Consider the following 19,608-nt stretch of genomic DNA (forward strand, 5'->3'; position numbering starts at 1 on the left):
GCGCCCGATGAGCCCGATGAACCCGATGAGCCCGATGAACACCGCCGTGCGCGCCGCCGTCACCGGACGGCGGGTCTGGCTGTGCGACCTCGACGGGACGCTGGTGGACTCCGGCCCGGCCCATGAGGCCGCGTTCCGGCAGGCGATCGCCGAGCTCGCGCCCGCCGCGCTGGCCTCCTTCCGCTACGCCGCGCATGCCGGGGCGAGCACCGCCGAGGTGGCCGCCCGGCTGGTCGCCGACCCGGACGTGGCCGCCGAGCTGGCCCGGCGCAAGCAGCTCCGCTACCGCGAGCAGGTGGCGGCGGGCCGGGTCGAGGTCTTCCCCGGCGCGCACCGGCTCCTCGGCGCGCTCGCCCGCGCGGGCCTGGCCGCCTACCTGGTGACCAGCGGCAGCCGGGGCTCCGTCGAGCGCGTCCTCGCGGCGAGCGGGCTGGGCCGCCACTTCGCCGGCGTGCTCACCGCCGACGACGTCGCCTCGGCCAAGCCCGACCCGGAGTTCTACGCCCACGCCTGCCGCCTGTGGGGCGTCGAGGCGGCCGACGCGGTGGCGGTGGAGGACTCGGCGCACGGGGTGGCGTCCGCGACCGGCGCGGGGCTGGTCACGCTGCATGTCCACACGGCCGCGCCGGCCCCGGGAGCGGTGGCCGTACGCAGTCTGCGCGAGCTCGTGCCCGTCGTTGAACAGGCCGTAGATCAGGCCGTCGAACAGGAGGTGAGTGCCGGTGAGTGACCGGATCTGCGCGGTGATCCCGGCGGCCGGCCGGGGGACCAGGCTGGGCCAGGCCATCCCCAAGATCATGATCGAGGTCGCGGACGGCGTCACCGTCTGGCACCTGCTCCACCGGCGGCTGCGGCCGTCCGTGGCGCACGTCCACGTCGTGCTCTCCCCGGACGGGGTGGGGCCGTTCCGGGAGCTGGCCGCCGCCGAGCTCGCCACCGGCGCGGTGTCGGTGAGCGTGCAGCCCGAGCCGACCGGCATGGGCGACGCGATCTTCGGCGCGGCCCCGCACTGGCGCGGCCACGACGCGATCCTCGTCGTCTGGGGCGACCAGGCGAACCTGTCGCCCGTCACCGTCCGCGCCGTGGCCGCCGCCCACACCGGCCCGGGGGTGACGCTCCCGCTGGTGGCGATGGCCGACCCGTACGTGGAGTACGAGTTCGGGCCCGCCGGGCTGACCCGGGTGCTGATGTCACGCGAGGGCGACCGGTGCCGTCCGGGCGGGCTCAGCGACATCGGCGTGTTCTGCCTGGCCACCGCCGGGCTGGAGGAGGCGTGGGCCCGCTACGCGGCGGGGGCCGGGCGCGGCGCGGCGACCGGCGAGGTGAACTTCCTGCCGTTCCTGCCGCACCTGGCCCAGGACCTGGACTGGCCGGTGCGGGTGGTGCCGGTGGCCGACCCGGACGAGGCGCGGGGCATCAACACGCCCGCCGACCTGGAGTTCGCCCGCCGGGCCCACGCGCGGTGGGCGACCTGACCACGCCGCGCGCCCGCCTGGCCGGACTGCTCGACCGGCACCGGTGGGCGGCGGGTCCCACGCTGGTGAGCACGGTGGCCAGCGGCACCGCCGCCGCCACCACGCTCGTCATCGCCCGGGGCGCCGGGGCCGCCGCGTTCGGCCACTTCACCGTCGTGCTGACGATCGCGCTGATCGTCACCGTCGCCATGCTCACCAGCCTGCACTACGTCATGCTCCAGGAGCTGCCGCGCGCCGACCCGGCCGACCGGCCCGCGCTGGTCACCACCGCGGTGCTGGCCACGCTGGCGCTGAGCGTCGCGCTGGCGGCGGCGGGCCTGCTGGCCGCGCCGCTGCTGACGGGCCTGCTCGGGGTCGACGTCCGCACGCTCGGGTTCGCGCTGGCGCTGGCGCTGTCGATGACGCTCAACCAGCTCACCGAGAGCCTGCTGCGCGGGCTGGCCCGCTACGCGTTCGTGGCCTGGCTCAAGCTCGGCGTGGCGCTCGCCTACCTGGCGGCGGCCGGCTTCTGCCTGCTCGTGCTCGGCGTGCGCGACGCCGAGCCGTACCTGGTGGCGCTGATCGCCACCAACCTGCTCCTGGCCGCCGTCGCCGTGGCCGCCGCCGGGGTGCGGCCGCGTGCCTGGTCAGCGCCGCTGGCCAGGGCGCTCTACCGGCACGGCGCGTACGTGACGGCCATCGCCGCGCTCACCTCGGTGCTGTTCGGCGTGGACGTGATCTTCCTCAACCACTGGTCGGCCCCGGCCGACGTCGGCGTGTACTCCGTCTACAACGGCTTCCCCAAGCGGCTGCTCGGCGTGGTGTTCACCGACGGGATCGGACTGGTGCTGCTGCCCGCGCTCGCCACCAGCGACAAACCCGCCGTCATGCGGCGCATCGCCCGGATCGCCCCGCTGGTCGGCGCCGCCACGGCGGTGTTCGCGTTCGCGGCGAGCACAGTGTTCTTCCTGCTGATGGGGGCCGAGTACCCGTACGCCGTCGGCCTCATGGCGCTGTCGGCGGCCGGGATCGGCGCCCACATGGTGTTCAACCTCTACGCCGTCGCCCTGCAGATGGACGGGGTGCGCGGCGCGCGGGTGCTCGTCGGCTGCCTGCTGGCCGGGTCGCCGGCGGCGCTGGCCGTCCAGGTGGCGTGCATCGCCTGGTGGGGGCTGACCGGCGGGCTGCTGGCGTTCGCGCTGTCCAATGTCATCCTCGTGGCCGTCGTCGGCGTCGTGGCCGCGCGGCTCTACCGTCGCCCGGAGGCCGAACGATGAGGATCGCCTACATCGTCAACCAGTTCCCGCCCAACATCACCGCCGGGCTGGGCCGCTACGCCGAGCTGATCACCCCGTACCTGGCGCGCGGGCACCGGCTGGCCGTCTTCACGCTGAACGACGGCCGCCAGACGGCCGAGGAGCGGCTGCCGGGCATCACCGTGCACCGGCCGCTGGGCCGCCTCCTCGGCGCGATCGGCCGGCGCAGGCGGCTCAACCGCACCAAGGGCGTGGAGTTCCTGCTGCTGGCGCTGACCGTGGTGGCGAGCAACTGGCGCTACTTCCTGCGGCTGCGCCGGTCGGCGCGCCCCGACCTGGTCGCGGTGCACGACTCGACGAACTTCCTGGCTGCGCTGCTGTGCCACTACGCGCTGCGGCTGCCGGTCGTGCTGCACGTCCACACGACCGAGTACGGGGTCGCCGAGCAGCGCAGCATCCCGGACCCGCTGGGCCTGTTCGCGGCGCTGGAGCGGTGGCTGGCGCGGATCTCGCGCCGGGTGGTGGTGGCCACGCCGGAGGTGCGCGACCAGCTCGTGGCGGCCGGGTGGGACCGCACGCCGATCGACGTGGTGCCGCTGGGCGGCACGTTCGAGCACCTGGTCGCCGATCCGGGCTTCGACCGGGCCGGCCTGGATGAGGCGGCGGCGGGCCTGCGGATGCGGCTGGGGATCGCGGCGGGCGATCCGGTGCTGCTGTTCGTCGGCCGGATCGAACGGCAGAAGGGCGTCTACCAGCTCCTGGAGGCGCTGCCGGAGATCGCCGCCGGGCTGCCGGGCGTGCGGCTGGTGCTGGTGGGCGAGGGAGACGTGGCGGGCGTCGAGCGGATCGCCGCCGCGTCGGGCCTGAGCGTGCTGGCCCCGGGCCGGTTCGTCGGCGGGCGGGAGCTGCTGGAGTTCTACGCGATGGCCGACGCGTGCGTGTTCCCGTCGCTGTTCGAGCCGTTCGGGCTGGTGGCGACCGAGGCGATGGCGCTGGGCAGGCCGGTGGTGCTGGGCGACGGGTTCTCGCGGATCTTCCTCGGCGACCCGGACCGGCCGGCGTGCCGGTTCGTCCGCGCCGGTGATCCGGCCGACATCGCGCGCGGCGTGCTGGCGGTCATGACCGACGCGCGGCTCGCCGGGGAGCTGGCCGAGCGCGGCAGGCGGCTGGTGAGCGAGGGCCTGAGCTGGGAGCGGGCCGCCCGCGAGACCGTGGCGTGCTACGAGGCCGCGCTCGGGCGGCTCACGCGTACCTCTTCCTGAGCCCCGGCAGCACCCGCAGCGACCCGACGGCCAGCCCGGTCACGAGCACCACGTGCACGGCCAGGTGCACGCCCATGAAGTACGCGGTGAACGCCGGGCCGCGCCTGCCGTGCACGAACCGGACCAGCTCCACGTCGGCCAGCACGAACCCGGCCACCAGCGCGGCGGGCACGGCGAGCAGCGCGGGCGACAGCAGGCCGAGCGGCAGGCACGCCAGCGCGAGCGCGCAGGCCAGGATGCCCGTGGGCCGGTTGGCGTGCTCGGGCTTGGCTGCGCCGCGCCGGCTGGTGGCCAGCGCGAGCGGGATCAGCGGCAGCGCGCGCCGCCACTGCTCGCCGAGGATCGGCAGCAGGTCGCTGCCGTCGTCGTGCCTGCCGACCACGGTGTCGGTGAGCACGATCCGGCTGCGGACGGCCAGGCGGCTGCTGTACTCGACGTCCTCGCAGTCGCGCAGGCTCTCGTCGAAGCGGCCGGCGCCGAGCAGGACGTCGCGGCGGATGGCGGCCAGCGCGAACACGACGCTGTTGACCTCGCCCAGGTGGCGGCGCCGCCAGTGGACGGCGTGCAGGATGCGGTACCACTCGGCGGGGCCGTCGTCGATGAGCGGCTCGGTGTCGTACACGCCGTGCACGCAGCCCACGTCCGGGTCGCCGTCGAGGATCGCCAGCGCGTTGGCGACGGCGTCGGGCCGCAGCGCCACGTCGGAGTCCAGGTAGAAGATCACGTCGCCGGTGGTGGCGTCGGCGCCGGTGTTGCGGGCGGCCGACACGCCGCGGTTGACGGGCATCCGCACGACCCGGCAGCCGAGCTCCTCGGCCAGCTCGGCCGAGCCGTCGGTGCTGGCGTCGTCGACGACGACGATCTCGTCGGGCAGCCGGGTCTGCGCGAGCACGGCCTCCAGGCACAGGCGCAGGGTCTTGGCAGCGTTGTAGCAGGGCACGATCAGGGACACGGTGGTCATGGTGGCTCCCCGGCCGGGACGCGACTGTCGATCAAGGATGGCACAGGGGCCGCCGCGTACGTCCTGGTTATGTGTGATCTGTCAGGACTTGTCAGGCGGGAAGTGCTGCCCGGCGACGCGCAGCCGCAGCGCCGCCGTACGGGTGTGGCCTCGGGCGCCGCGCAGCTCCACCTTGACCGACTTCCCGGCCCTGCGCACGCCCCGGTCGGCCTCCGCGACCGAACGCACCTCCCACGGCAGCGTGATCCGCACCTCGTCGGCGCTCCGCGACGGGTCCGAGACCGCGAGCCGCAGCCGGTCGTGGTCGCGGCGGAGCACCAGCGCGCACGGACCGTCGGCCTTCAGCGGCCCGTACGGGGTCTCGACCGTCGCCGCTCGCCAGAAGACGGCGGCGAGCAGGTCGTCGCGGGCGATCGCCTGCACCGACCCGGAGTTGGCCAGGACCTCCACCCGGCCCCGGTAGGCCGCGGTCTGCGTGACGCGGGCGCCGGGCAGCACGGCGTAGGCGTACCGCGCCCTGTCCGGGTCCTCGCCGTGGTCGATCACGATCGTCGTGTAGTGCCGGGTGAGCGGGGTGCCGTCGCCGCCCGTGGTGGCGCCCCTGTCGATGTCGCGCCAGCGGCCGGTGCGCTTCTCCCGGACCACCTTCGGCTTCGCGCCGTCGAGCAGCGCGTAACCGCCCACACCGGCCAGGTGCACCCAGCCGTCGCCCCGGGTCAGCGGCGGATGGCGGTCGTGGGTGTTGCGGTTCTCCACGACGGTCTCGACGCGGCGGCCGTCGGAGGCGGCGATGCCCGTGCCGAGCGCGACGACCGCGTCGTCCAGCAGGAACCACGCCTTCTTGGCCCGCAGCGAGGAGCCCTTGGCGACCAGCTTCATCGCCGCCACGCCGTACTCGCCGTCGAGCGCCACCCCGCCCGCCCACGGCGTCGGCGGCAGGCGGCGCTCGCCGTGCCGCAGCTCGCCGCGCCTGCGCCTGTCGACCGTCGTGCCCGGCAGCCGGTACGGGTCGATCGTCGGCCACAGCTCGTCGTTCCAGTGCGTGAGGTCGTCGGTGTAGAGGTACGTCATGCCGTCGCCGGTGTACCAGCCGCGCAGGTTCTCCCGGTTCATGGCCTCGGCCGCGCCGATCCGCTCCGAGCTCATCGCGATCGCGAACGCCCAGGTGGGGCGGTGGTGCACGACCCGGTCCATGTCGGCGAACACGTACGTGCCCGTCAGGCGCGGGCCGACCGGCACCGACGGGTCCTCCAGCAGGGCGCGGGCCTTGGCGATGCTCGCCAGCGGCGCGAGCGACTCGTACGGGATCGCCCGGTTGCGCGTCAGCCAGCCCTTCACCAGCGGCTTCCAGCGCCGGGCGTGACGTTCGGGGGCCGCCTCCAGCAGGGTGAGGACGGCCTCGACGGTCTTCTGGCCCGCGTGGTAGTCGCGGTGGCCCTGCCGCGAGATCGCCCGGCCGCGCACGCAGTCCATCATCAGCCCGTCGACGACGAACGGCACGAAGGAGCGGTCCACGATGTCGTAGACGTTCCCGATGTCGGGGATCTCCCAGGGGGAGCGGGCCAGCATGGCGATCAGCTTGGCCACGCTCTCCAGGTAGTCCACGCCGTAGCTGCCGTTGTACGGGTACACGTCGTGCTGGATGAACGACCCGTCACGGTAGAAGCCGTCACCCGGGCCCCGGGTCGTCCGCAACAGGTCGGAGACCGCGTCCTTGGCCCGCCTGACCAGGCGCGCGTCGTGGGTGAGCAGGCCGCGCATCGCCACCGCCATCGCCTTGCCCGCCCGGTTGGCGCCGGTCTCCACGACGCCGGGATGGCTGACGCGCCGCTCCGGGTCGGGGCACCATCGCCGCACCGGCCGCAGCCAGCGCCTCAGCCGGTCGCCGGGCAGGCCGTCGTACAGCAGGGCGCAGGTGTCGGTCAGCGAGCGCGGCACGCCGATCTCCCACCAGAACCAGTTGCTGCCCCGCCGGTCGAGCCCCTCGTGGTAGGCGTGCTCGTACAGGAAGTCCAGCGCCCTGACCGCGGTCTCGGCGACCCGCTCGTCCCGGTGCATGGCGGTGCCCGGCGTGGCCCAGCCCAGCGCCAGCGTGCGCATGCGGTTGTAGGCGCGGTTGAAGTTGCCCGTGCGGGGGTCGTCCAGCGGCAGGTCGGGCCAGAGGCTGGGGCGGCGGCCGCCCGACGGCTTCAGCTTGCGCAGCACCGCTTTGGCCGAACCCTCGACGGCCCGCGTCTCGGCGGCGTAGTCGGCGTCGAACCGCCCGCCGGCCAGCAGGCTCACCCACCGCTCGCGCGCGGCGTCGAACGCGGCCCGCCGTGCCGCCCCACTGGCCGGTTCGTCCCAGAGGGCGACTCCGGCCACGGCCGCGGCGCCCAGCAGGGCGGCCCGCCGGCTGAGGGGGTGGGACATGGGCGCCTTCCGACAATCGGGCCAAATACCAAACGAAAGGATCATATGTCGACAGGGGAGCGGCCTTCCGGCTCCGCGACCTCCCCTGCCCTGACATCAGCCTCGATCACCTGGTGTCCGACCGCCGCCTTCCGGGCCGCCCGTGCCGGGCTCAGCTGTATGCGAACAGGTCCTGCGGTACGCCGGCCGCCCGGAAGAGGTGGTCGCGTGACGCTTCGAGCTCGCGGCGCAGCCGGCCCAGGTCCGCGCCGAGCAGCCGCCCCCGCCACTTGCGGACCCGGCCGGCGACGATCACGGTCTCCACGTTGGTGCGGTCCATCAGCGACACGACCGCGCCGGGCACGCTGTTGAGCGGGGCGACGTTGAGCGCCGTGGCGTCGAGCAGCACGAGGTCGGCCTGCTTGCCGGGCGTGAGCGTGCCCGTGCGCGCGCCGAGCCCGAGGTGCGCCGCGCCGTTGACGGTGGCGTAACGCAGCACGTCGCGGACCGTGAGCAGCTCCGGCGTGCCCTCGGCCGGGGTCGGCCAGTTGCCGGGCGGCACGAGGTCGCCCTGGTCCAGGACGAGCTGGTTGACGACCATCCGCTGCATGATCATGGCCGAGCGCATGAGCGTGAACGGGTCGGCGGCCATCGTCGTCTCGACGTCGGAGCTCAGCGAGGGCTCCATGCCGAGCTCCTGCATCTTGAGGATCGGCGGGGTGCCGTGCCGCATCACCATCTCGATCGGGAAGGCGAGCGAGACCTGCGCGCCCGCGTCCCGGAACGTCTTCCACGTCCGGTCGGACATGCCGGTCATGTGGATGAAGAGGTTGTCCGGCCCGACCCGCACCCCGGCGGTGCCCGCGGCGATCTCGTCGAAGACCGGCCGCATCCCCCACGAGCCCACCGAATGAGCGGCGATCCGCACGCCGAGCTCGCGGGCGATCGCCCAGGACCGGGTGTACGTCTCCCGGCCGAGGTGCAGCTCGCCGCCCATGACCAGGGTCACGAGCTGGTCGTCGGAGGGGAACCAGCGCTCCCGGATGCGGCGGGCGTCCTCCGGGTAGCGGGCGCCGGGGCGGCCGTCGCCCTCGAAGTAGCCGAACGCGGCCCGCCGCCCGGTGTCGATCAGCGCCTGGACCGCCGCGTCGGAGTGCTCGGGGGAGTGGTGGATCTGCGAGACGTCGAGGACCGTGGTGACCCCCGCGTCGAGCTGCGAGAGCCCGCCGAACAGCGCGTTGACGTACACGTCCTGCGGCCGGTAGACCCGCGCGAACCCTTGCAGGATGTGCTCGCCGTAGTTGGGCCGGGCGCTCGGCGAGCCCGAGCCGTCGTCCAGCAGCAGGCCGTTGGCCAGGAACGCGCGCTCGGCCGTCTCGAACAGATGGTGGTGCGTGTCGACGAACCCCGGCATGACGATGCGCCCGCGCGCGTCGATCACGTCCGCGCCGGGCGCGTCGACGCGGCGCGCGACCGCGGCGATCCTCTCGCCTTCGACCAGGACGTCGGCGGTCTCGAAGTCGCCCACCGCCGGGTCCATCGACATCACGGCCCCGCCCCGGACGACATAGCGGCGCCCCCGGCGGCCGCTGTCCTTCGGCGGCGGCGGCTCGGCGGCGGAGGCGGGGGACGCGGCCAGCAGGCCCGTGCCCGCCACCGCGGCCGAGGTCTTCAGGAAGGCGCGCCGCCCGACGTGGTTCTTCCGGCTCGTCATAAGGCTGCTCCAACAGTGAGTTGATGTATCAACCGGAGCGTACGTCATCGAGTGGACATGTCAACTCACTGGTAGGGTGGACGTCATGGCGCAGCTGGGATTGACCGAACGCGAACTCCGCGCGTGGCGGACCTCGTTCCGGATGGTGGAGCTGCTGCGGGCCCGCATCGAGCAGCAGCTCCAGGCCGTCGGCGGCCTGTCCAACGCCGACTACACCGTGCTCGCGCTGCTCTCGGAGGCGCCCGGCAGGCGCATGCGCTCCTACGAGCTCGCCCGCGTGGCCGGCTGGGAGAAGAGCCGCATGCACCACCAGCTCACCCGGATGAGCGGGCGGGGCCTGGTCGTCCGGGAGCCGTGCGGCTCGCGCGGCATCGAGGCCGTGCTCACCGAGGACGGGCTCGCCGCGCTCCGGAAGGCCGCGCCGGGGCACGCCGAGGAGGTCCGCCGCCTGTTCGTCGACCGTCTCACGCCGGAGGAGCTCGACCGGTTCGCCGCCCTGGCCGCCAAGGTCCTCGACAGCCTGGAGGCCGACCGGCCGCCCCGCCCGTGACGGCGGCGACGGCGGCGACGGGGACCGGGCCCGGGTCAGGGCTGGGCGAGCGCGTCCGCGCTCAGCCGGACGCACAGGTCCCACACCGCGCGCTGGTTGCGCTCGTCGAGCGCGCTCGCCGGCAGCGGCTTGCGGCGGCACCGGTCGTCGAAGTACGCGCCGGTGACGCCCTCGACCTCCCGGCTCGCCGCGGCGTGGACGCTGGAGCGGGCCGAGCGGGTCAGGTCCGACAGGAACAGCGGCGCGATCACCTTCAGCACCAGTGGCGCGATCGGCCGGTAGAGGACCGGGAAGGCGGCGATCGGCGTCGACCGGTTCATCGGCGTGTAGCCGTGCCCCGGATAGACCACGTTGGCCGTCACCCCCGTCCCGTCCAGCTCCCGGGCGAGCCGGGCCGTCAGCGCCATCGTCATCGTCTTGGTGTGGTTGTAGTGGCTGAACGTCCACCCGAGGAGACGGCGCTCGCCCTGGAGGTTGCCGTGGTCGACGGGGCCGCCGGGGATGCCGCCCGTCAGGTTGACGACCCGGGCCCGGCCGGCCCGCCGCAGCCGGGGCAGCAGCAGGTGGGTGAGGGTGAAGGGGGCCAGGACGTGCGCGGCGAACATCTTCTCCACGCCGTCGGCGGTCAGCTCCCGGCGCGGCGTGTTCACGCCCACGTTGTTGACCAGCACGTCGAGCGCGTCGCAGCGCTCGGCGACCCCGGCCGCGAGCCGGACCAGCCCGTCGAGGGTCGTGACGTCGGCGGTGAGCGCGGTCACCCGGTCGTGCCCGGCCCCGGCGCGCACCTCGCGCTCGGCCCGCCGGGCGCGGCCCTCGTCGAGCCCGACCAGGATGACGGACGCTCCCCGCGCGGCCAGGCCGCGTGCCGTCTCCAGGCCGATCCCGCCGGTGCTGCCGGTGATCAGCGCGGTCTTCCCCGTCAGGTCGTTCGGTGCCATCGGTGTCCTCCTCGGTAGGGCGGCGTCAGGCCGCGATCAGGTCGCGGGTGAGGTCGTGCAGGCGCAGCGCGTCCTGCCGGTCGAAGGCCCGGCCGTCCGGCGACAGCCGGCGCCTCTGCCAGTGCGCGGTGAAGGGCTCGCCCGGAGGGTCGTCCAGCAGCGCCGTCATGGGCGCGATCGCCTTCGGCACCGAGGTGGCGAACAGCGTGAAGAACGCCTTCGCCACCGCCCGCAGCGGCTGCGGCAGGCTCGCGGGCATGCCGGTGGAGACCACGCCGGGGTTGTAGCCGACGTACGGGACGCCGCCCCCGGCATGACGGACGCCGAACGCGACCCCGAGCAGGTCGTTGGCCCGGAAGGACTGCAGGGTCGCCCTGGCCCCGCTGTAGCGGCGCGCGAGTTGCAGGTCGTCCCAGTGGATCCGGCCCAGCGGCACCCCGGGCGTGCCCACGTTCATGATCACCGGGCGCGGGGCGGCCCGCAGCGCGTCGTGCAGGCCGTGGCTCAGCACGTAACGGCTGAGGTAGGCGAGCGCGAAGCTGTGCTCGAAGCCCTCCGGGGTGACCGCCCGGCCGCCGAAGAGCCGGTAGCGCTGGGCGCAGAGGACGAGCTTGTCCACGACCGGGTGCTCGCCGGTCAGCCGGTTCACCAGGTCCCGGGTGGCGGCCACCGAGGTCAGGTCGGCGCGGACGAAGGCGGCCCGCCCGGCCGGCAGGGCCGCGGCCTCGGCGAGCAGGGCCCGGCCCTTCTCCGGGGTGCTGCCGACGGCGATCACGTGGGCGCCCTGCCGGAGGTAGTGGAGGGCCAGCCCCTTGCCGAGCCCGTCGGTGCCTCCGGTGATGACCACGGTCTGCATGCTTCACCTGCTTCCGCTCGGAAGTGGATACGACATATCCGCTTATGTTCGGCAGCCTAACACGAAGCGGATATAATGTATCCAGTTAGCCGACGGACGGGATGCCATGAGCGAAGAGACACCGCCACTGCGCCGCGACGCCGAGCACAACCGGCGGCGCACGCTGGCGGCGGCACGGGAGGTGTTCGCCGCGCGCGGACTGCAGGCCACGCTCAACGACGTCGCCCACCACGCGGGGCTCGGCGTCGGCACCGTCTACCGGCGCTTCCCCAACAAGGAGGTCCTGGCCGAGGCCGTCTACGCGGGCAAGCTCGACGAGCTGCGCGCCACGGCGCGCGACGCCCTGACCGGCCAGGACGCCGGCCGGGCGCTCACCGCGTTCCTCGAACACGCGCTGGAGCTGGCCGCGACCGACCGGGGGCTGCGTGAGCTGATGCGGCAGGGCGCCGGCGACAGCGAGCAGATCGCCCGCGCCCGCGAGGGCATCGCGGAGTCCTGCGGCCTGCTCATCGCCCGAGCCCGGGAGCAGGGCACGATCCGCGCCGACCTCACGGTGGACGACATCGCGCCCATCGTGACGATGATCGACTCCGTCATGGACCTGCCGTCCACCGGCGGCACGCAGCCCTGGCGCCGCTACCTGGCGCTCGTCCTCGACGGCCTGCGCCCCTGACCCTGACTCTCAGCTTGTCACCATGCCCATGACGAGGTTGATCGCGGTGGCCAGGATGCTGGTGCCGAACACGTACGACAGCAGCGTGTGCCGCAGCACGATCGAGCGGATGGCCGAGCTCGACACGTCGGTGTCCGACACCTGATAGGTCATGCCGAGGTTGTAGCTGAAGTAGAAGAAGTCCCGGTAGGCCGGCGGCTGCTCCGAGTTGAAGTCGATCCCGCCCGACGCCGTGTAGTACACGTACGCGTAGCGGGCCGCGTACATCAGATGCAGCGCCGCCCACGCCAGGAAGACGCCGAACAGCGCGGTCGCGGCGGCGGCGTGGCCGGCGTCGGGCTCCCCGCGCACGAGCAGCAGCACGATCGCGACCAGCCCGCACAGCGCCACCGTGACCACGACGATCTCCTCCACGATGGGCAGGAAGTCCTCGCGCCGCGCGTTGCGGTGCGTGGCCGCCGCGTCCATCGGCCACATCACCGCCCAGCCCGCCAGCACGAAGAGCAGCTCCGTCACGGCGATGCCGGCCAGGATCCCCAGCGGGGCGTCGGCCGGCACCCCGACGGCGACGCCCGCCGCCACCCCGATGACCACCGCGCCCGCGAGCCGGCGCACGGCCCCCAGCGGCAACCAGATGCTCATGCGTCACCACTCTAGCCCGCATCGTCGCAGGTCAGCCGGGGTGCCGCGGCTTGACCGCGAATTTGCGCCCCAAGGCGCGACGGCACCCGGATCCGCCGCCTCCTCGTCCGTACGATGGCGCGTGAACGACGGGGGAGATCGTGGAGCTGCAGCCGGTCAAGCAGTTCATCGAGGCGTCCGGCACGCTGCTCGACCTGCTCGGCGTGCTCGTCATCGTGGCCGGGACGGTCATCGCCAGCGTCTCCTTCTGGCGGCGCGCGGCGCGCCAGCGGGCCGCCACCGCCTACCCCGCCTACCGCCGTGCCGTCGGGCGGACCATCCTGCTCGGCCTGGAGCTGCTGGTCGCCGCCGACATCATCAAGACCGTGGCCATCGCGCCCACGTTCCAGTCGGTGGGCGTCCTGGCCGCCGTCGTCCTCGTGCGGACCTTCCTCAGCCTCTCCCTCCAGGTCGAGCTGGAGGGCCACTGGCCGTGGCGCAACCCGTCACCGCCACGGGACCCCGGGACGTGAGCGGGCCCGTTCCTGTCGGCCCCGGCTGATATCGATGATCTCGCAAGGTTCCCTCGACGCATGGAGCTGCGGGATGGCGACGGTCACCTTTCGCGACGAGACGGCAGCCGGGAGACCGCTGGCCGAGTTCGAGCTGCCCGGCCTGCCGGAGAGCATCCCGGCCCGGGAGCTGCTGCGGCTGCGCGTCAGGGAGGAGGTCGCCCGGCACAACGCCCGCCCGGAGGCCCGCTTCACCGGCCTGGTCCGCCCGTCGGCGGCCGAGACGGAGCTGAACGGGCCACGCCGGCTCGACTGGGAGAAGCAGGCGGACGCCGCCGAGCGGGCCTTCCTGCGCAACGGGTTCGTGCTGCTGATCGGGGACCGCCAGATCGAGGACCTGGCCGAGGTCGTCGACCTCACCGCCGACCCGGTGGTGTCGTTCATCAAGCTCGTCCCGCTCGTCGGAGGCTGACCCGCCCGGGCGGCGGGTCAGGCGACGGGGACCCGGCCGAGGCGGCGTGTCAGGCGACGGGGACCCAGCCGAACCGGCCGCCGGGGCCCGGCTCGGCCCGGCCGAAGACCACGTCGGCGAAGTGGCCGCCGTAGCCGATCGTGCCGGGGCGGCTCAGCTCCTCGACGAGGCGGCGGCGGTGCCGGGCGGACTCGACGGGGTCGTGGTCGATCCCGCACGACCATTCGGGGTGGGTGACCTGGACGGGCGCGTGCAGGGCGTCGCCGAACGCGATGAGCCGCCGGTCGCTCCCGGTGATCGTGTAGGCGGTGTGCCCGACGGTGTGCCCGGGGGCGAACGAGGCGCGGACGCCGGGGAAGATCTCCTCGCCGTCCTCGACCGGGCGCACCCGGGGTTCCAGGACGGCGAGCCTGGGGTCGCCGGCGAGGTCGCGCCGCGCCCATTCCGGCGCCGCGACCAGGTGGGCGGCGTGCGCGAACGGAGGCGCGTCCCGGCCGGGCGCGTTGCTCCAGGCCCAGCCCAGATGGTCGCTGTGCAGGTGGGTGATGGCGACGGCCTCGATCCGCTCCGGGTCGCGGCCCAGGCCGCGCAGGCTGTCGAGCAGGCCGCCGCCGTACAGCTTGCCCAGCAGCGGGTTGTCCGGGTCGTCGGGGCGGGACTCGGGCCCGAATCCGGCGTCGACGAGCATCGCGCGGTCGCCGCGCTCGACGAGCAGGGCGCCGATGCCCGCGACGAGGAGGCCGTCGCCGTCGAGGTGGTCGCGGTGGCGGGCCCAGTCGGCATCGGTGGCGGCGGGCAGCCAGCCGCCCGGCTTGAGCCGGACCAGCCCGTCCGGCACGTACGTGACCGTCAGGCCGCCCAGGTCGAGCGAGCGGACGCGGGGCGCGCGGCTCAGCCGTGCGCGGTCGAAAGCGGTCGTCGTCACCATGATTCCTGCCTCGGTGCTCAGGGGGAACGCCGCCCTGGACGGCGGCGCCGACAGAAAGTTACAACTAGAACGGTTCTAATTACAATCATTCGAGTTGTAGTAGAGTTGCGCCATGACCGGCGACCCCGAGACGCAGGCCCAGGCCGACCGCGAGCTGTGCGGCCTGATCAGCGGCCTGGCCAAGCAGATCGAGGCGCACGTCCGGGTCCGCGCGGCCACCCTCGGACTGACCGCCTCGCAGGGCGTCGCGCTGCGCGAGCTCACCGGCCCCATGACCCTGCGCGAGCTCGCCGAACGCATGAGCTGCGAGCCCTCCAACGCCACGTTCGTCGCCGACCGCCTCGAAGAACAGGGCCACCTCGAACGCCATCCGCACCCCGGCAACCGCCGCGCCAAGCAGCTCGTCCTGACGCCCTCGGGCGCCGAGCTGCGCGAGCGCCTGCTGGGCCTGCTCGCCGAGGAGTCCCCGCTGGCGCCGCTGTCCGCCGAGGAGCAGGACGCCCTGCAACGCCTTCTGGCCCGCGCCGTCGTCGCCTGACCGGTCAGCGGACGAGCTTCCCCGGTGACCGGTCCGGGAAGGCGACGAGCAGGTGATCCTCGACCGGAGCGCCGGGATCGTCCTCGTCCCGTTCCCGCGTGCGCGCGTGGACGCGCAGCCGCTAGCGCCCGGGACTGCCCGCGTAGGGCCCGATCCGCTCACGGCAGCCCGCACCGGGGCCGGTGAAGCCGTACCGGGCGCCCGCCTCGGCCCCGACCACGACGAGCGGCAGCGCCAGCACCGTGGCGGCGAACAGCCGGGGCACGCGGCCCGTCGTGATCCCGGGCGCGCTCCCCACGGTGGGTGCGGCCAGCTCGTGCGCCGTGCGCGCCAGCCACACCGTGTGGCACGCGCCGAGCGGGATCGACCCGAGCCACGGGTAGTGGAACAACAGCTCGCCACCCGGGAGAGCGAGCGCGGACAGGTGAGAGACGGGCCAGAAGAGCAGTGCGACCCAGCCGATGCCGACCGTGAGGCCGCTCCACCGCCCGTCGCGGCGCTGCCCGGCGAGGATCATCGCCACGCAGCAGCCGGCTGCCGCCAGGCCCGCCGGCCGCGCATCGGCGGCGTCCAGGAGGAGCCACAGCGGCGGCGCCAGCGCCCCGGCCAGGCCGAGGGTGACGGCGGCCACCCGGAAGCCCGGCGAGACGCCTCGCATGACCCGGACCAGCAGGATCGCGGTGGCCGTCCAGACGGCTCCGCTCGCCACGTGGTCCACGGGGCCGGGCAACTCGTCGAGGAGCTCCCAGAGCACCAGGTCACCGGCGACGCCCACGTACAGCAGACGCCGCGGCCACACCACGCCGGCCGGCGGCTGCGCGGCGGTCGGCAGCGCGGGGCCGCGTAGGATCTGCCACAGCATCCACGCGTTGACCCCGCAGCTCCCCAGGAGCAGCGGCAGCCGGAACTCCCGCGGGACGGGCGGCCACGGCAGGCCCGTCGCGGCCACCGACACCGCCCGGTGGTCGCCGGACACGACCGAGACCACCGCGGCGGCGGCCACGGCGGCCAGGTAGAGCGTGACTGCGGCGGCGGCCGGACGCCCGAAGCGGTGGCGCCGGACGCGCGAGAAGGTGCGAATGCGGATGATCTTAACGAGGCCGCGCGGGTTTGTCGGTGCGATGATCTACCGTCCCGGCCATGACTGCAGCGACGCGGGCGTACCCCAACGCCGCGCCCTCCCCCCGCTTCCACCAGGGACGCACCCCGGGCGGCTCCCGATGACCGTCTGGACGGAGATCCGTGACCTGATCACGCGCAACGACGTCACCCGCCTGGCCGACCGGCTGGCCGCGCTCACCGAGGAGGAGCGCGCCGAGCCGGCCGGGCGGCTGCCCGGTCTGGTCAAGGAACTGCGCGCCGCCCGCACCGAACGGCTGCGCGCCCGCCATTCCGGCGACCTCGAGGAGATGATCTCCTGGGAGGTCGGTGACATGCTCGACCGGCTGGCCGGGGCGCTGCTGCTGGCCGGCGTCGGCCTCATCACCGGCCCGGCGGCCGCCGTCGCGTGGATGACCAGCCGCGACGTCAACCGCCGCTGGGCCGACGCCCTCGACGTCGCCGGCGTGTGCCGGGTTGCGGCCTGCCGCCCCGCGCCGTGGCGGAGCGAGGTCGCGGTCCGGCTGGCCCAGCGGATCCGCCGCCCCGCCGACCGCATCGCGCCGCTGGCCGTGGCGCTGCTGCGCGACTCCGGTGCCGCGCCGCCCGGCCACGACCCGCTGGTGGCCGCCTGGCTGACCGCGCCGGGCGTGACCGGCGACCCACTGACCCCCGCGCTGCTGCCCCGCATCTTCACCGCCGAGGGCGCGGGCCGTGCCCTGCGGGAGGAACGGCTGGAGCCCCGGCCGACCCGCTGGCTGGCCGCCGCCGCCCGCGAACTGCCCCGGGACCAGGCGCTCGACGGTTGCGTGAGCCGCTTCCTGCGCGGCGGCGATGCGCAGGACCTGCGGTTCTTCGTCCGGCTGCACACGCTTCTCGACCCCACGCCCGCCGAGACCGCGCCCCGCCTGCGCGACTACCTGCGCTTGCTGCCGTCGGCCCCGGGCACGGTTGCCGAGCTGGCCGTGGTTCAGGTGCGGCGGGCGATGCCGCTCGACCGCGCCGACCTGGCGGAGGCGGTCGACGCGCTCACGTTCCGGGCCGAGTCCAAGCTCGCCACCACCGGCCTGCGCTGGCTCGACCAGGCGCTCCTGGCCGAGCCCGAGTCCGCCGCCGGGTTCGTCACCGCGCTGACCACGGCCTACGCGCACGCCTCCTTCGACGTGCGCAACCGCGCGGCCGAGCTGACGCTGAAGCACGCCGGCCTGTTCGCCGCCCATGCCGAGACGATCCTCGACGCCGTCCGCCACCTGCCCGCCGACCTGTCCGCCGATCTGGCCGTGAGGGTGGCCGAGCGGTTCGGCGGGGAGATCCCGGCCGAGGAGCCGCAGACGCGCAAGGAGTTCCCGCCGCTGCCCGAGCCGCCGGAGGCGCGGCCGTTCCCCGAGCCGTCGATCTTTCCCGGTCGGCACGAGGGGTGGATCGACGAGGAGCGCTGGCTGGCGGCCTTCGTCGCGGGCGCCGCCGCGGACCGGGCGAAACTGCGCCGTGAGCTCCAGCCCTATGTCGTGAGGCACCAGGGCCACTGGCGCTCCAGGGACGTACGCCTCAATCCCGGCGACTGGCGTTGGGTGCTGTCCGCCGAGCTCGTCAGCCCCGGCAGCGTGCCGGAGCCGCCCCCGATCGGGCCGGAGAAATACTGGGACAGCGCCGGCTTCTCCGTGGGGGTACGCGTCCTCACCCGTGGCGAGGAGCCCGAGCCGGAGCCGCCGTCCATGAGGATGTCCATGAGCTCCCAGCGGCCCGGCCGCCACCTCGCGGACGACGCCCCGCCGCGCGTCTTCACCATCACCTGGACCAGCGACGACGGCCCCGGCAAGGCCGTGGCCCACGAGGACGGCCGGCCGATCCCGTTCGCCGACGGCCGCGTCCGCCTGAACGACCCGCCCGCCCGCGTCGGCGAGGAGAGCTTCGAGGGACCGTCCGGCCGCTCGCGGTCGGTGCGGGGGAGACCCGGCGTCCTGTACGACGACTCCGGTGAGGCCATGCCGTCCTTCGTGCTCGACGACGCCTACGAGCGCATGGCCGAGCTCGGCGTGGACCCCGCCCGGATCGCGGCGATGCGGGCGGGTGAGCAGGTGCCCCCGCCGGCCCCGGACGAGCCGCTCGTGGGGGTGAGCGTCGACTTCTTCCCGCCCCGGCTGCGCTCGGTCATGCCTCCTGAGCTGTCCGAGGAGGAGGAGTGGCGGCGGCGCAACCGGCTGCCCCACGGTCACGTCTCCCCGTTCCACGAATTCCTGCTGCACCGTTACGTGGAGGTCGCCGAGGCCCTCCGTGACGACGCCCTCCCGCCGGTGCTGCTGGCCACGCCGACCTGGATGAACGGCCACCTCGACCCTGACGTGCTGGTCGACCGGCTGGAGACCTGCGCCGCGGCCGGAGTGGAGCCACTGCCGGCCGACCTGGCCCAGGCGCTGCTGCGGCTGCCCCGGGGCAGCCATCCGGCCGCGGCCGAGCGGGCCGCCAAGGTCGGCTCGGCCGCGGCCCGCTCGGCCGCCCGCTGGCTCGCCGGCGACGGCCTGGCCGATCCCGCGTGCGGCCACGTGTGGCGCCATCTGGCCGGGGCATCCATGGTCGAGTTCGGCGACGGCGAACCTCGGCACTTCTCCGAGGTCAGGCTCCGGCCCGTGCTGCGGGTGACGGCCCCGACCGGGCACCGGCTGATCGACGAGGTGCTGCTGCGCCCACCCGCCGACCGGAGCGTCGACGAGTCCAGCGGCACGCTGAGGGGCTGGCCCGCCATGCTGCCCTCGCACCGCGAGATCGTGGCCGTCAACCTGCTGCCCTTCCTGCTGCGTGACCGCTGGAGCAGGAGGATCACTCCGGAGGAGGTCACCGGACTGGAGCTCGCCGACGGCCCGGCGGGTGAGTCCACGGCGGTGATCCTCGCCTTCCTCCTCGCCGAGGGTGTGCCCGGCCTGATCCCGTCGATCCTGCGCATGGCGGCGAGGGGCGTGCTGCCCGCCGAGGCGCTCGGCCGGCAGCTCGCGCTGGTGCTGCGCCGCACCTGGCAGGAGACCCGCTCTGCCATCGCGGCCCTCACCGAGCTGGCGGAGGCGGGGGGCCATCACGAGGTGTGGCGCATCCTGACCACCCTGTTGCCCGGGATGCTGCCCGGCGGGGGCCGCACCTCCGTGACCCACGTCGAGCTTGTCGCCTTCGCTGCCGACGTGGCCCGCTGGACCGGTGCGCGCGGGGAGATCCCGGTCGTCGGCGCCTACGCGCGCAGCCGCCGTACGACCCGCATCGTCCACGAGTGCAGGCGCCTGCACGCCCAGCTCACCGGGGCCACGCCCGGACTGTGACGAATCCACGCGCACTGGAGACGGATGCCTCTGGGCGGGCCGCTCCCGGCTGACTACCGTTCCTGGCGGAACAGGAATG

18 protein-coding genes are annotated in these 19,608 nt (G+C 74.3%); 10 read left to right on the forward strand and 8 right to left on the reverse strand.

Going from position 1 to position 19,608, the window contains the following annotated elements; all coding sequences use genetic code 11:
• Positions 1–7 precede the first annotated feature (7 nt).
• The 4 genes from ACBI99_RS36655 to ACBI99_RS36670 are packed head-to-tail and all read left to right on the forward strand — an operon-like array spanning position 8 to position 3,972.
• Positions 8–730 carry an HAD family hydrolase gene (locus ACBI99_RS36655; RefSeq protein ID WP_375074564.1) on the forward strand — a complete coding sequence of 241 codons (723 nt, stop codon included), beginning with the start codon at positions 8–10 and terminating at the stop codon, positions 728–730.
• On the forward strand, positions 723–1,475 hold the full coding sequence (locus tag ACBI99_RS36660; RefSeq protein ID WP_375074565.1) for an NTP transferase domain-containing protein: 753 nt from the start codon (positions 723–725) through the stop codon (positions 1,473–1,475). The genes ACBI99_RS36655 and ACBI99_RS36660 overlap by 8 nt, the downstream gene beginning before the upstream one ends.
• Positions 1,463–2,731 carry a hypothetical protein gene (locus ACBI99_RS36665; protein WP_375074566.1) on the forward strand — a complete coding sequence of 423 codons (1,269 nt, stop codon included), beginning with the start codon at positions 1,463–1,465 and terminating at the stop codon, positions 2,729–2,731. The genes ACBI99_RS36660 and ACBI99_RS36665 overlap by 13 nt, the downstream gene beginning before the upstream one ends.
• Positions 2,728–3,972, forward strand: a complete 1,245-nt coding sequence (locus ACBI99_RS36670) for a glycosyltransferase family 4 protein (RefSeq protein WP_375074567.1) — start codon at positions 2,728–2,730, stop codon at positions 3,970–3,972. Before ACBI99_RS36665 ends, ACBI99_RS36670 begins: the two co-directional genes overlap by 4 nt.
• On the opposite strand, the gene ACBI99_RS36675 is transcribed toward ACBI99_RS36670, so the two are convergent.
• The 3 genes from ACBI99_RS36675 to ACBI99_RS36685 all read right to left on the reverse strand — a co-directional run bounded on the left by ACBI99_RS36675 (position 3,953) and on the right by ACBI99_RS36685 (position 9,038).
• Complete coding sequence (locus ACBI99_RS36675; protein ID WP_375074568.1) at positions 3,953–4,933, reverse strand: glycosyltransferase family 2 protein; 981 nt, start codon at positions 4,931–4,933, stop codon at positions 3,953–3,955. The two genes, ACBI99_RS36670 and ACBI99_RS36675, sit on opposite strands and share 20 nt — an antisense overlap.
• An 81-nt stretch (positions 4,934–5,014) precedes the next feature.
• Complete coding sequence (locus ACBI99_RS36680; RefSeq protein WP_375074569.1) at positions 5,015–7,345, reverse strand: polysaccharide lyase 8 family protein; 2,331 nt, start codon at positions 7,343–7,345, stop codon at positions 5,015–5,017.
• Positions 7,346–7,496: 151 nt separating this feature from the next.
• Positions 7,497–9,038: an amidohydrolase family protein gene (locus tag ACBI99_RS36685; protein WP_219518340.1), complete on the reverse strand. Its 1,542-nt coding sequence runs from the start codon at positions 9,036–9,038 to the stop codon at positions 7,497–7,499.
• Positions 9,039–9,123: 85 nt separating this feature from the next.
• On the opposite strand from ACBI99_RS36685, the gene ACBI99_RS36690 reads away from it, so the two are divergent.
• Positions 9,124–9,588, forward strand: coding sequence for a MarR family transcriptional regulator (locus ACBI99_RS36690; protein ID WP_357585878.1), 465 nt, complete (start codon positions 9,124–9,126; stop codon positions 9,586–9,588).
• A gap of 35 nt (positions 9,589–9,623) precedes the next feature.
• Here the strand turns inward: ACBI99_RS36690 and ACBI99_RS36695 are convergent, their stop codons facing one another.
• Together ACBI99_RS36695 and ACBI99_RS36700 are read right to left on the reverse strand one after the other, a co-directional pair.
• Positions 9,624–10,526 carry an SDR family NAD(P)-dependent oxidoreductase gene (locus ACBI99_RS36695; protein WP_375074570.1) on the reverse strand — a complete coding sequence of 301 codons (903 nt, stop codon included), beginning with the start codon at positions 10,524–10,526 and terminating at the stop codon, positions 9,624–9,626.
• A 25-nt stretch (positions 10,527–10,551) separates the two neighbouring features.
• Positions 10,552–11,382 (reverse strand): SDR family NAD(P)-dependent oxidoreductase, encoded by an 831-nt coding sequence (locus ACBI99_RS36700; RefSeq protein WP_375074571.1) that lies wholly within the window; start codon positions 11,380–11,382, stop codon positions 10,552–10,554.
• Between the two features lie 106 nt (positions 11,383–11,488).
• On the opposite strand from ACBI99_RS36700, the gene ACBI99_RS36705 reads away from it, so the two are divergent.
• Positions 11,489–12,055 (forward strand): helix-turn-helix domain-containing protein, encoded by a 567-nt coding sequence (locus ACBI99_RS36705; RefSeq protein ID WP_357585884.1) that lies wholly within the window; start codon positions 11,489–11,491, stop codon positions 12,053–12,055.
• Positions 12,056–12,064: 9 nt separating this feature from the next.
• Here ACBI99_RS36705 and ACBI99_RS36710 read toward each other — a convergent pair whose 3' ends face one another.
• Entirely contained in the window at positions 12,065–12,697 is a 633-nt protein-coding gene (locus ACBI99_RS36710; protein ID WP_357585886.1) for a DUF1345 domain-containing protein, read from the reverse strand.
• Positions 12,698–12,837: 140 nt separating this feature from the next.
• Here ACBI99_RS36710 and ACBI99_RS36715 point away from each other — a divergent pair, with 140 nt between their 5' ends.
• Together ACBI99_RS36715 and ACBI99_RS36720 are read left to right on the forward strand one after the other, a co-directional pair.
• The gene (locus ACBI99_RS36715; protein ID WP_308126223.1) at positions 12,838–13,209 is read left to right on the forward strand and encodes a DUF1622 domain-containing protein; all 372 of its coding nucleotides are present in this window, start codon (positions 12,838–12,840) and stop codon (positions 13,207–13,209) included.
• Positions 13,210–13,282: 73 nt separating this feature from the next.
• Positions 13,283–13,660, forward strand: a complete 378-nt coding sequence (locus ACBI99_RS36720) for a hypothetical protein (RefSeq protein WP_375074572.1) — start codon at positions 13,283–13,285, stop codon at positions 13,658–13,660.
• Between the two features lie 49 nt (positions 13,661–13,709).
• Here the strand turns inward: ACBI99_RS36720 and ACBI99_RS36725 are convergent, their stop codons facing one another.
• A complete protein-coding gene (locus tag ACBI99_RS36725) occupies positions 13,710–14,588 on the reverse strand; it encodes an MBL fold metallo-hydrolase (protein ID WP_375074573.1) in 879 nt (292 codons plus the stop codon).
• Positions 14,589–14,700: 112 nt separating this feature from the next.
• On the opposite strand from ACBI99_RS36725, the gene ACBI99_RS36730 reads away from it, so the two are divergent.
• Positions 14,701–15,126: a MarR family transcriptional regulator gene (locus ACBI99_RS36730; protein ID WP_357585890.1), complete on the forward strand. Its 426-nt coding sequence runs from the start codon at positions 14,701–14,703 to the stop codon at positions 15,124–15,126.
• A gap of 121 nt (positions 15,127–15,247) precedes the next feature.
• On the opposite strand, the gene ACBI99_RS36735 is transcribed toward ACBI99_RS36730, so the two are convergent.
• Entirely contained in the window at positions 15,248–16,129 is an 882-nt protein-coding gene (locus ACBI99_RS36735; protein WP_375074574.1) for a hypothetical protein, read from the reverse strand.
• Positions 16,130–16,346: 217 nt separating this feature from the next.
• Between ACBI99_RS36735 and ACBI99_RS36740 the strand changes: the two genes are divergently transcribed.
• Positions 16,347–19,529 (forward strand): DUF6493 family protein, encoded by a 3,183-nt coding sequence (locus tag ACBI99_RS36740; RefSeq protein ID WP_375074575.1) that lies wholly within the window; start codon positions 16,347–16,349, stop codon positions 19,527–19,529.
• The last annotated feature ends 79 nt before the right edge of the window (positions 19,530–19,608 follow it).

The organism is Nonomuraea sp. ATR24 (assembly GCF_041950485.1).
GTDB lineage: Bacteria > Actinomycetota > Actinomycetes > Streptosporangiales > Streptosporangiaceae > Nonomuraea > Nonomuraea ceibae.

Coding starts and splice junctions, on each gene's coding strand:
- ACBI99_RS36655 (WP_375074564.1), top strand. CDS start 8: ATGAGCCCGATGAACCCGATGAGCCCGATGAACACCGCCGTGCGCGCC.
- ACBI99_RS36670 (WP_375074567.1), top strand. CDS start 2,728: ATGAGGATCGCCTACATCGTCAACCAGTTCCCGCCCAACATCACCGCC.
- ACBI99_RS36675 (WP_375074568.1), bottom strand. CDS start 4,933: ATGACCACCGTGTCCCTGATCGTGCCCTGCTACAACGCTGCCAAGACC.
- ACBI99_RS36680 (WP_375074569.1), bottom strand. CDS start 7,345: ATGTCCCACCCCCTCAGCCGGCGGGCCGCCCTGCTGGGCGCCGCGGCC.
- ACBI99_RS36685 (WP_219518340.1), bottom strand. CDS start 9,038: ATGACGAGCCGGAAGAACCACGTCGGGCGGCGCGCCTTCCTGAAGACC.
- ACBI99_RS36690 (WP_357585878.1), top strand. CDS start 9,124: ATGGCGCAGCTGGGATTGACCGAACGCGAACTCCGCGCGTGGCGGACC.
- ACBI99_RS36695 (WP_375074570.1), bottom strand. CDS start 10,526: ATGGCACCGAACGACCTGACGGGGAAGACCGCGCTGATCACCGGCAGC.
- ACBI99_RS36700 (WP_375074571.1), bottom strand. CDS start 11,382: ATGCAGACCGTGGTCATCACCGGAGGCACCGACGGGCTCGGCAAGGGG.
- ACBI99_RS36705 (WP_357585884.1), top strand. CDS start 11,489: ATGAGCGAAGAGACACCGCCACTGCGCCGCGACGCCGAGCACAACCGG.
- ACBI99_RS36710 (WP_357585886.1), bottom strand. CDS start 12,697: ATGAGCATCTGGTTGCCGCTGGGGGCCGTGCGCCGGCTCGCGGGCGCG.
- ACBI99_RS36720 (WP_375074572.1), top strand. CDS start 13,283: ATGGCGACGGTCACCTTTCGCGACGAGACGGCAGCCGGGAGACCGCTG.
- ACBI99_RS36725 (WP_375074573.1), bottom strand. CDS start 14,588: ATGGTGACGACGACCGCTTTCGACCGCGCACGGCTGAGCCGCGCGCCC.
- ACBI99_RS36730 (WP_357585890.1), top strand. CDS start 14,701: ATGACCGGCGACCCCGAGACGCAGGCCCAGGCCGACCGCGAGCTGTGC.
- ACBI99_RS36740 (WP_375074575.1), top strand. CDS start 16,347: ATGACCGTCTGGACGGAGATCCGTGACCTGATCACGCGCAACGACGTC.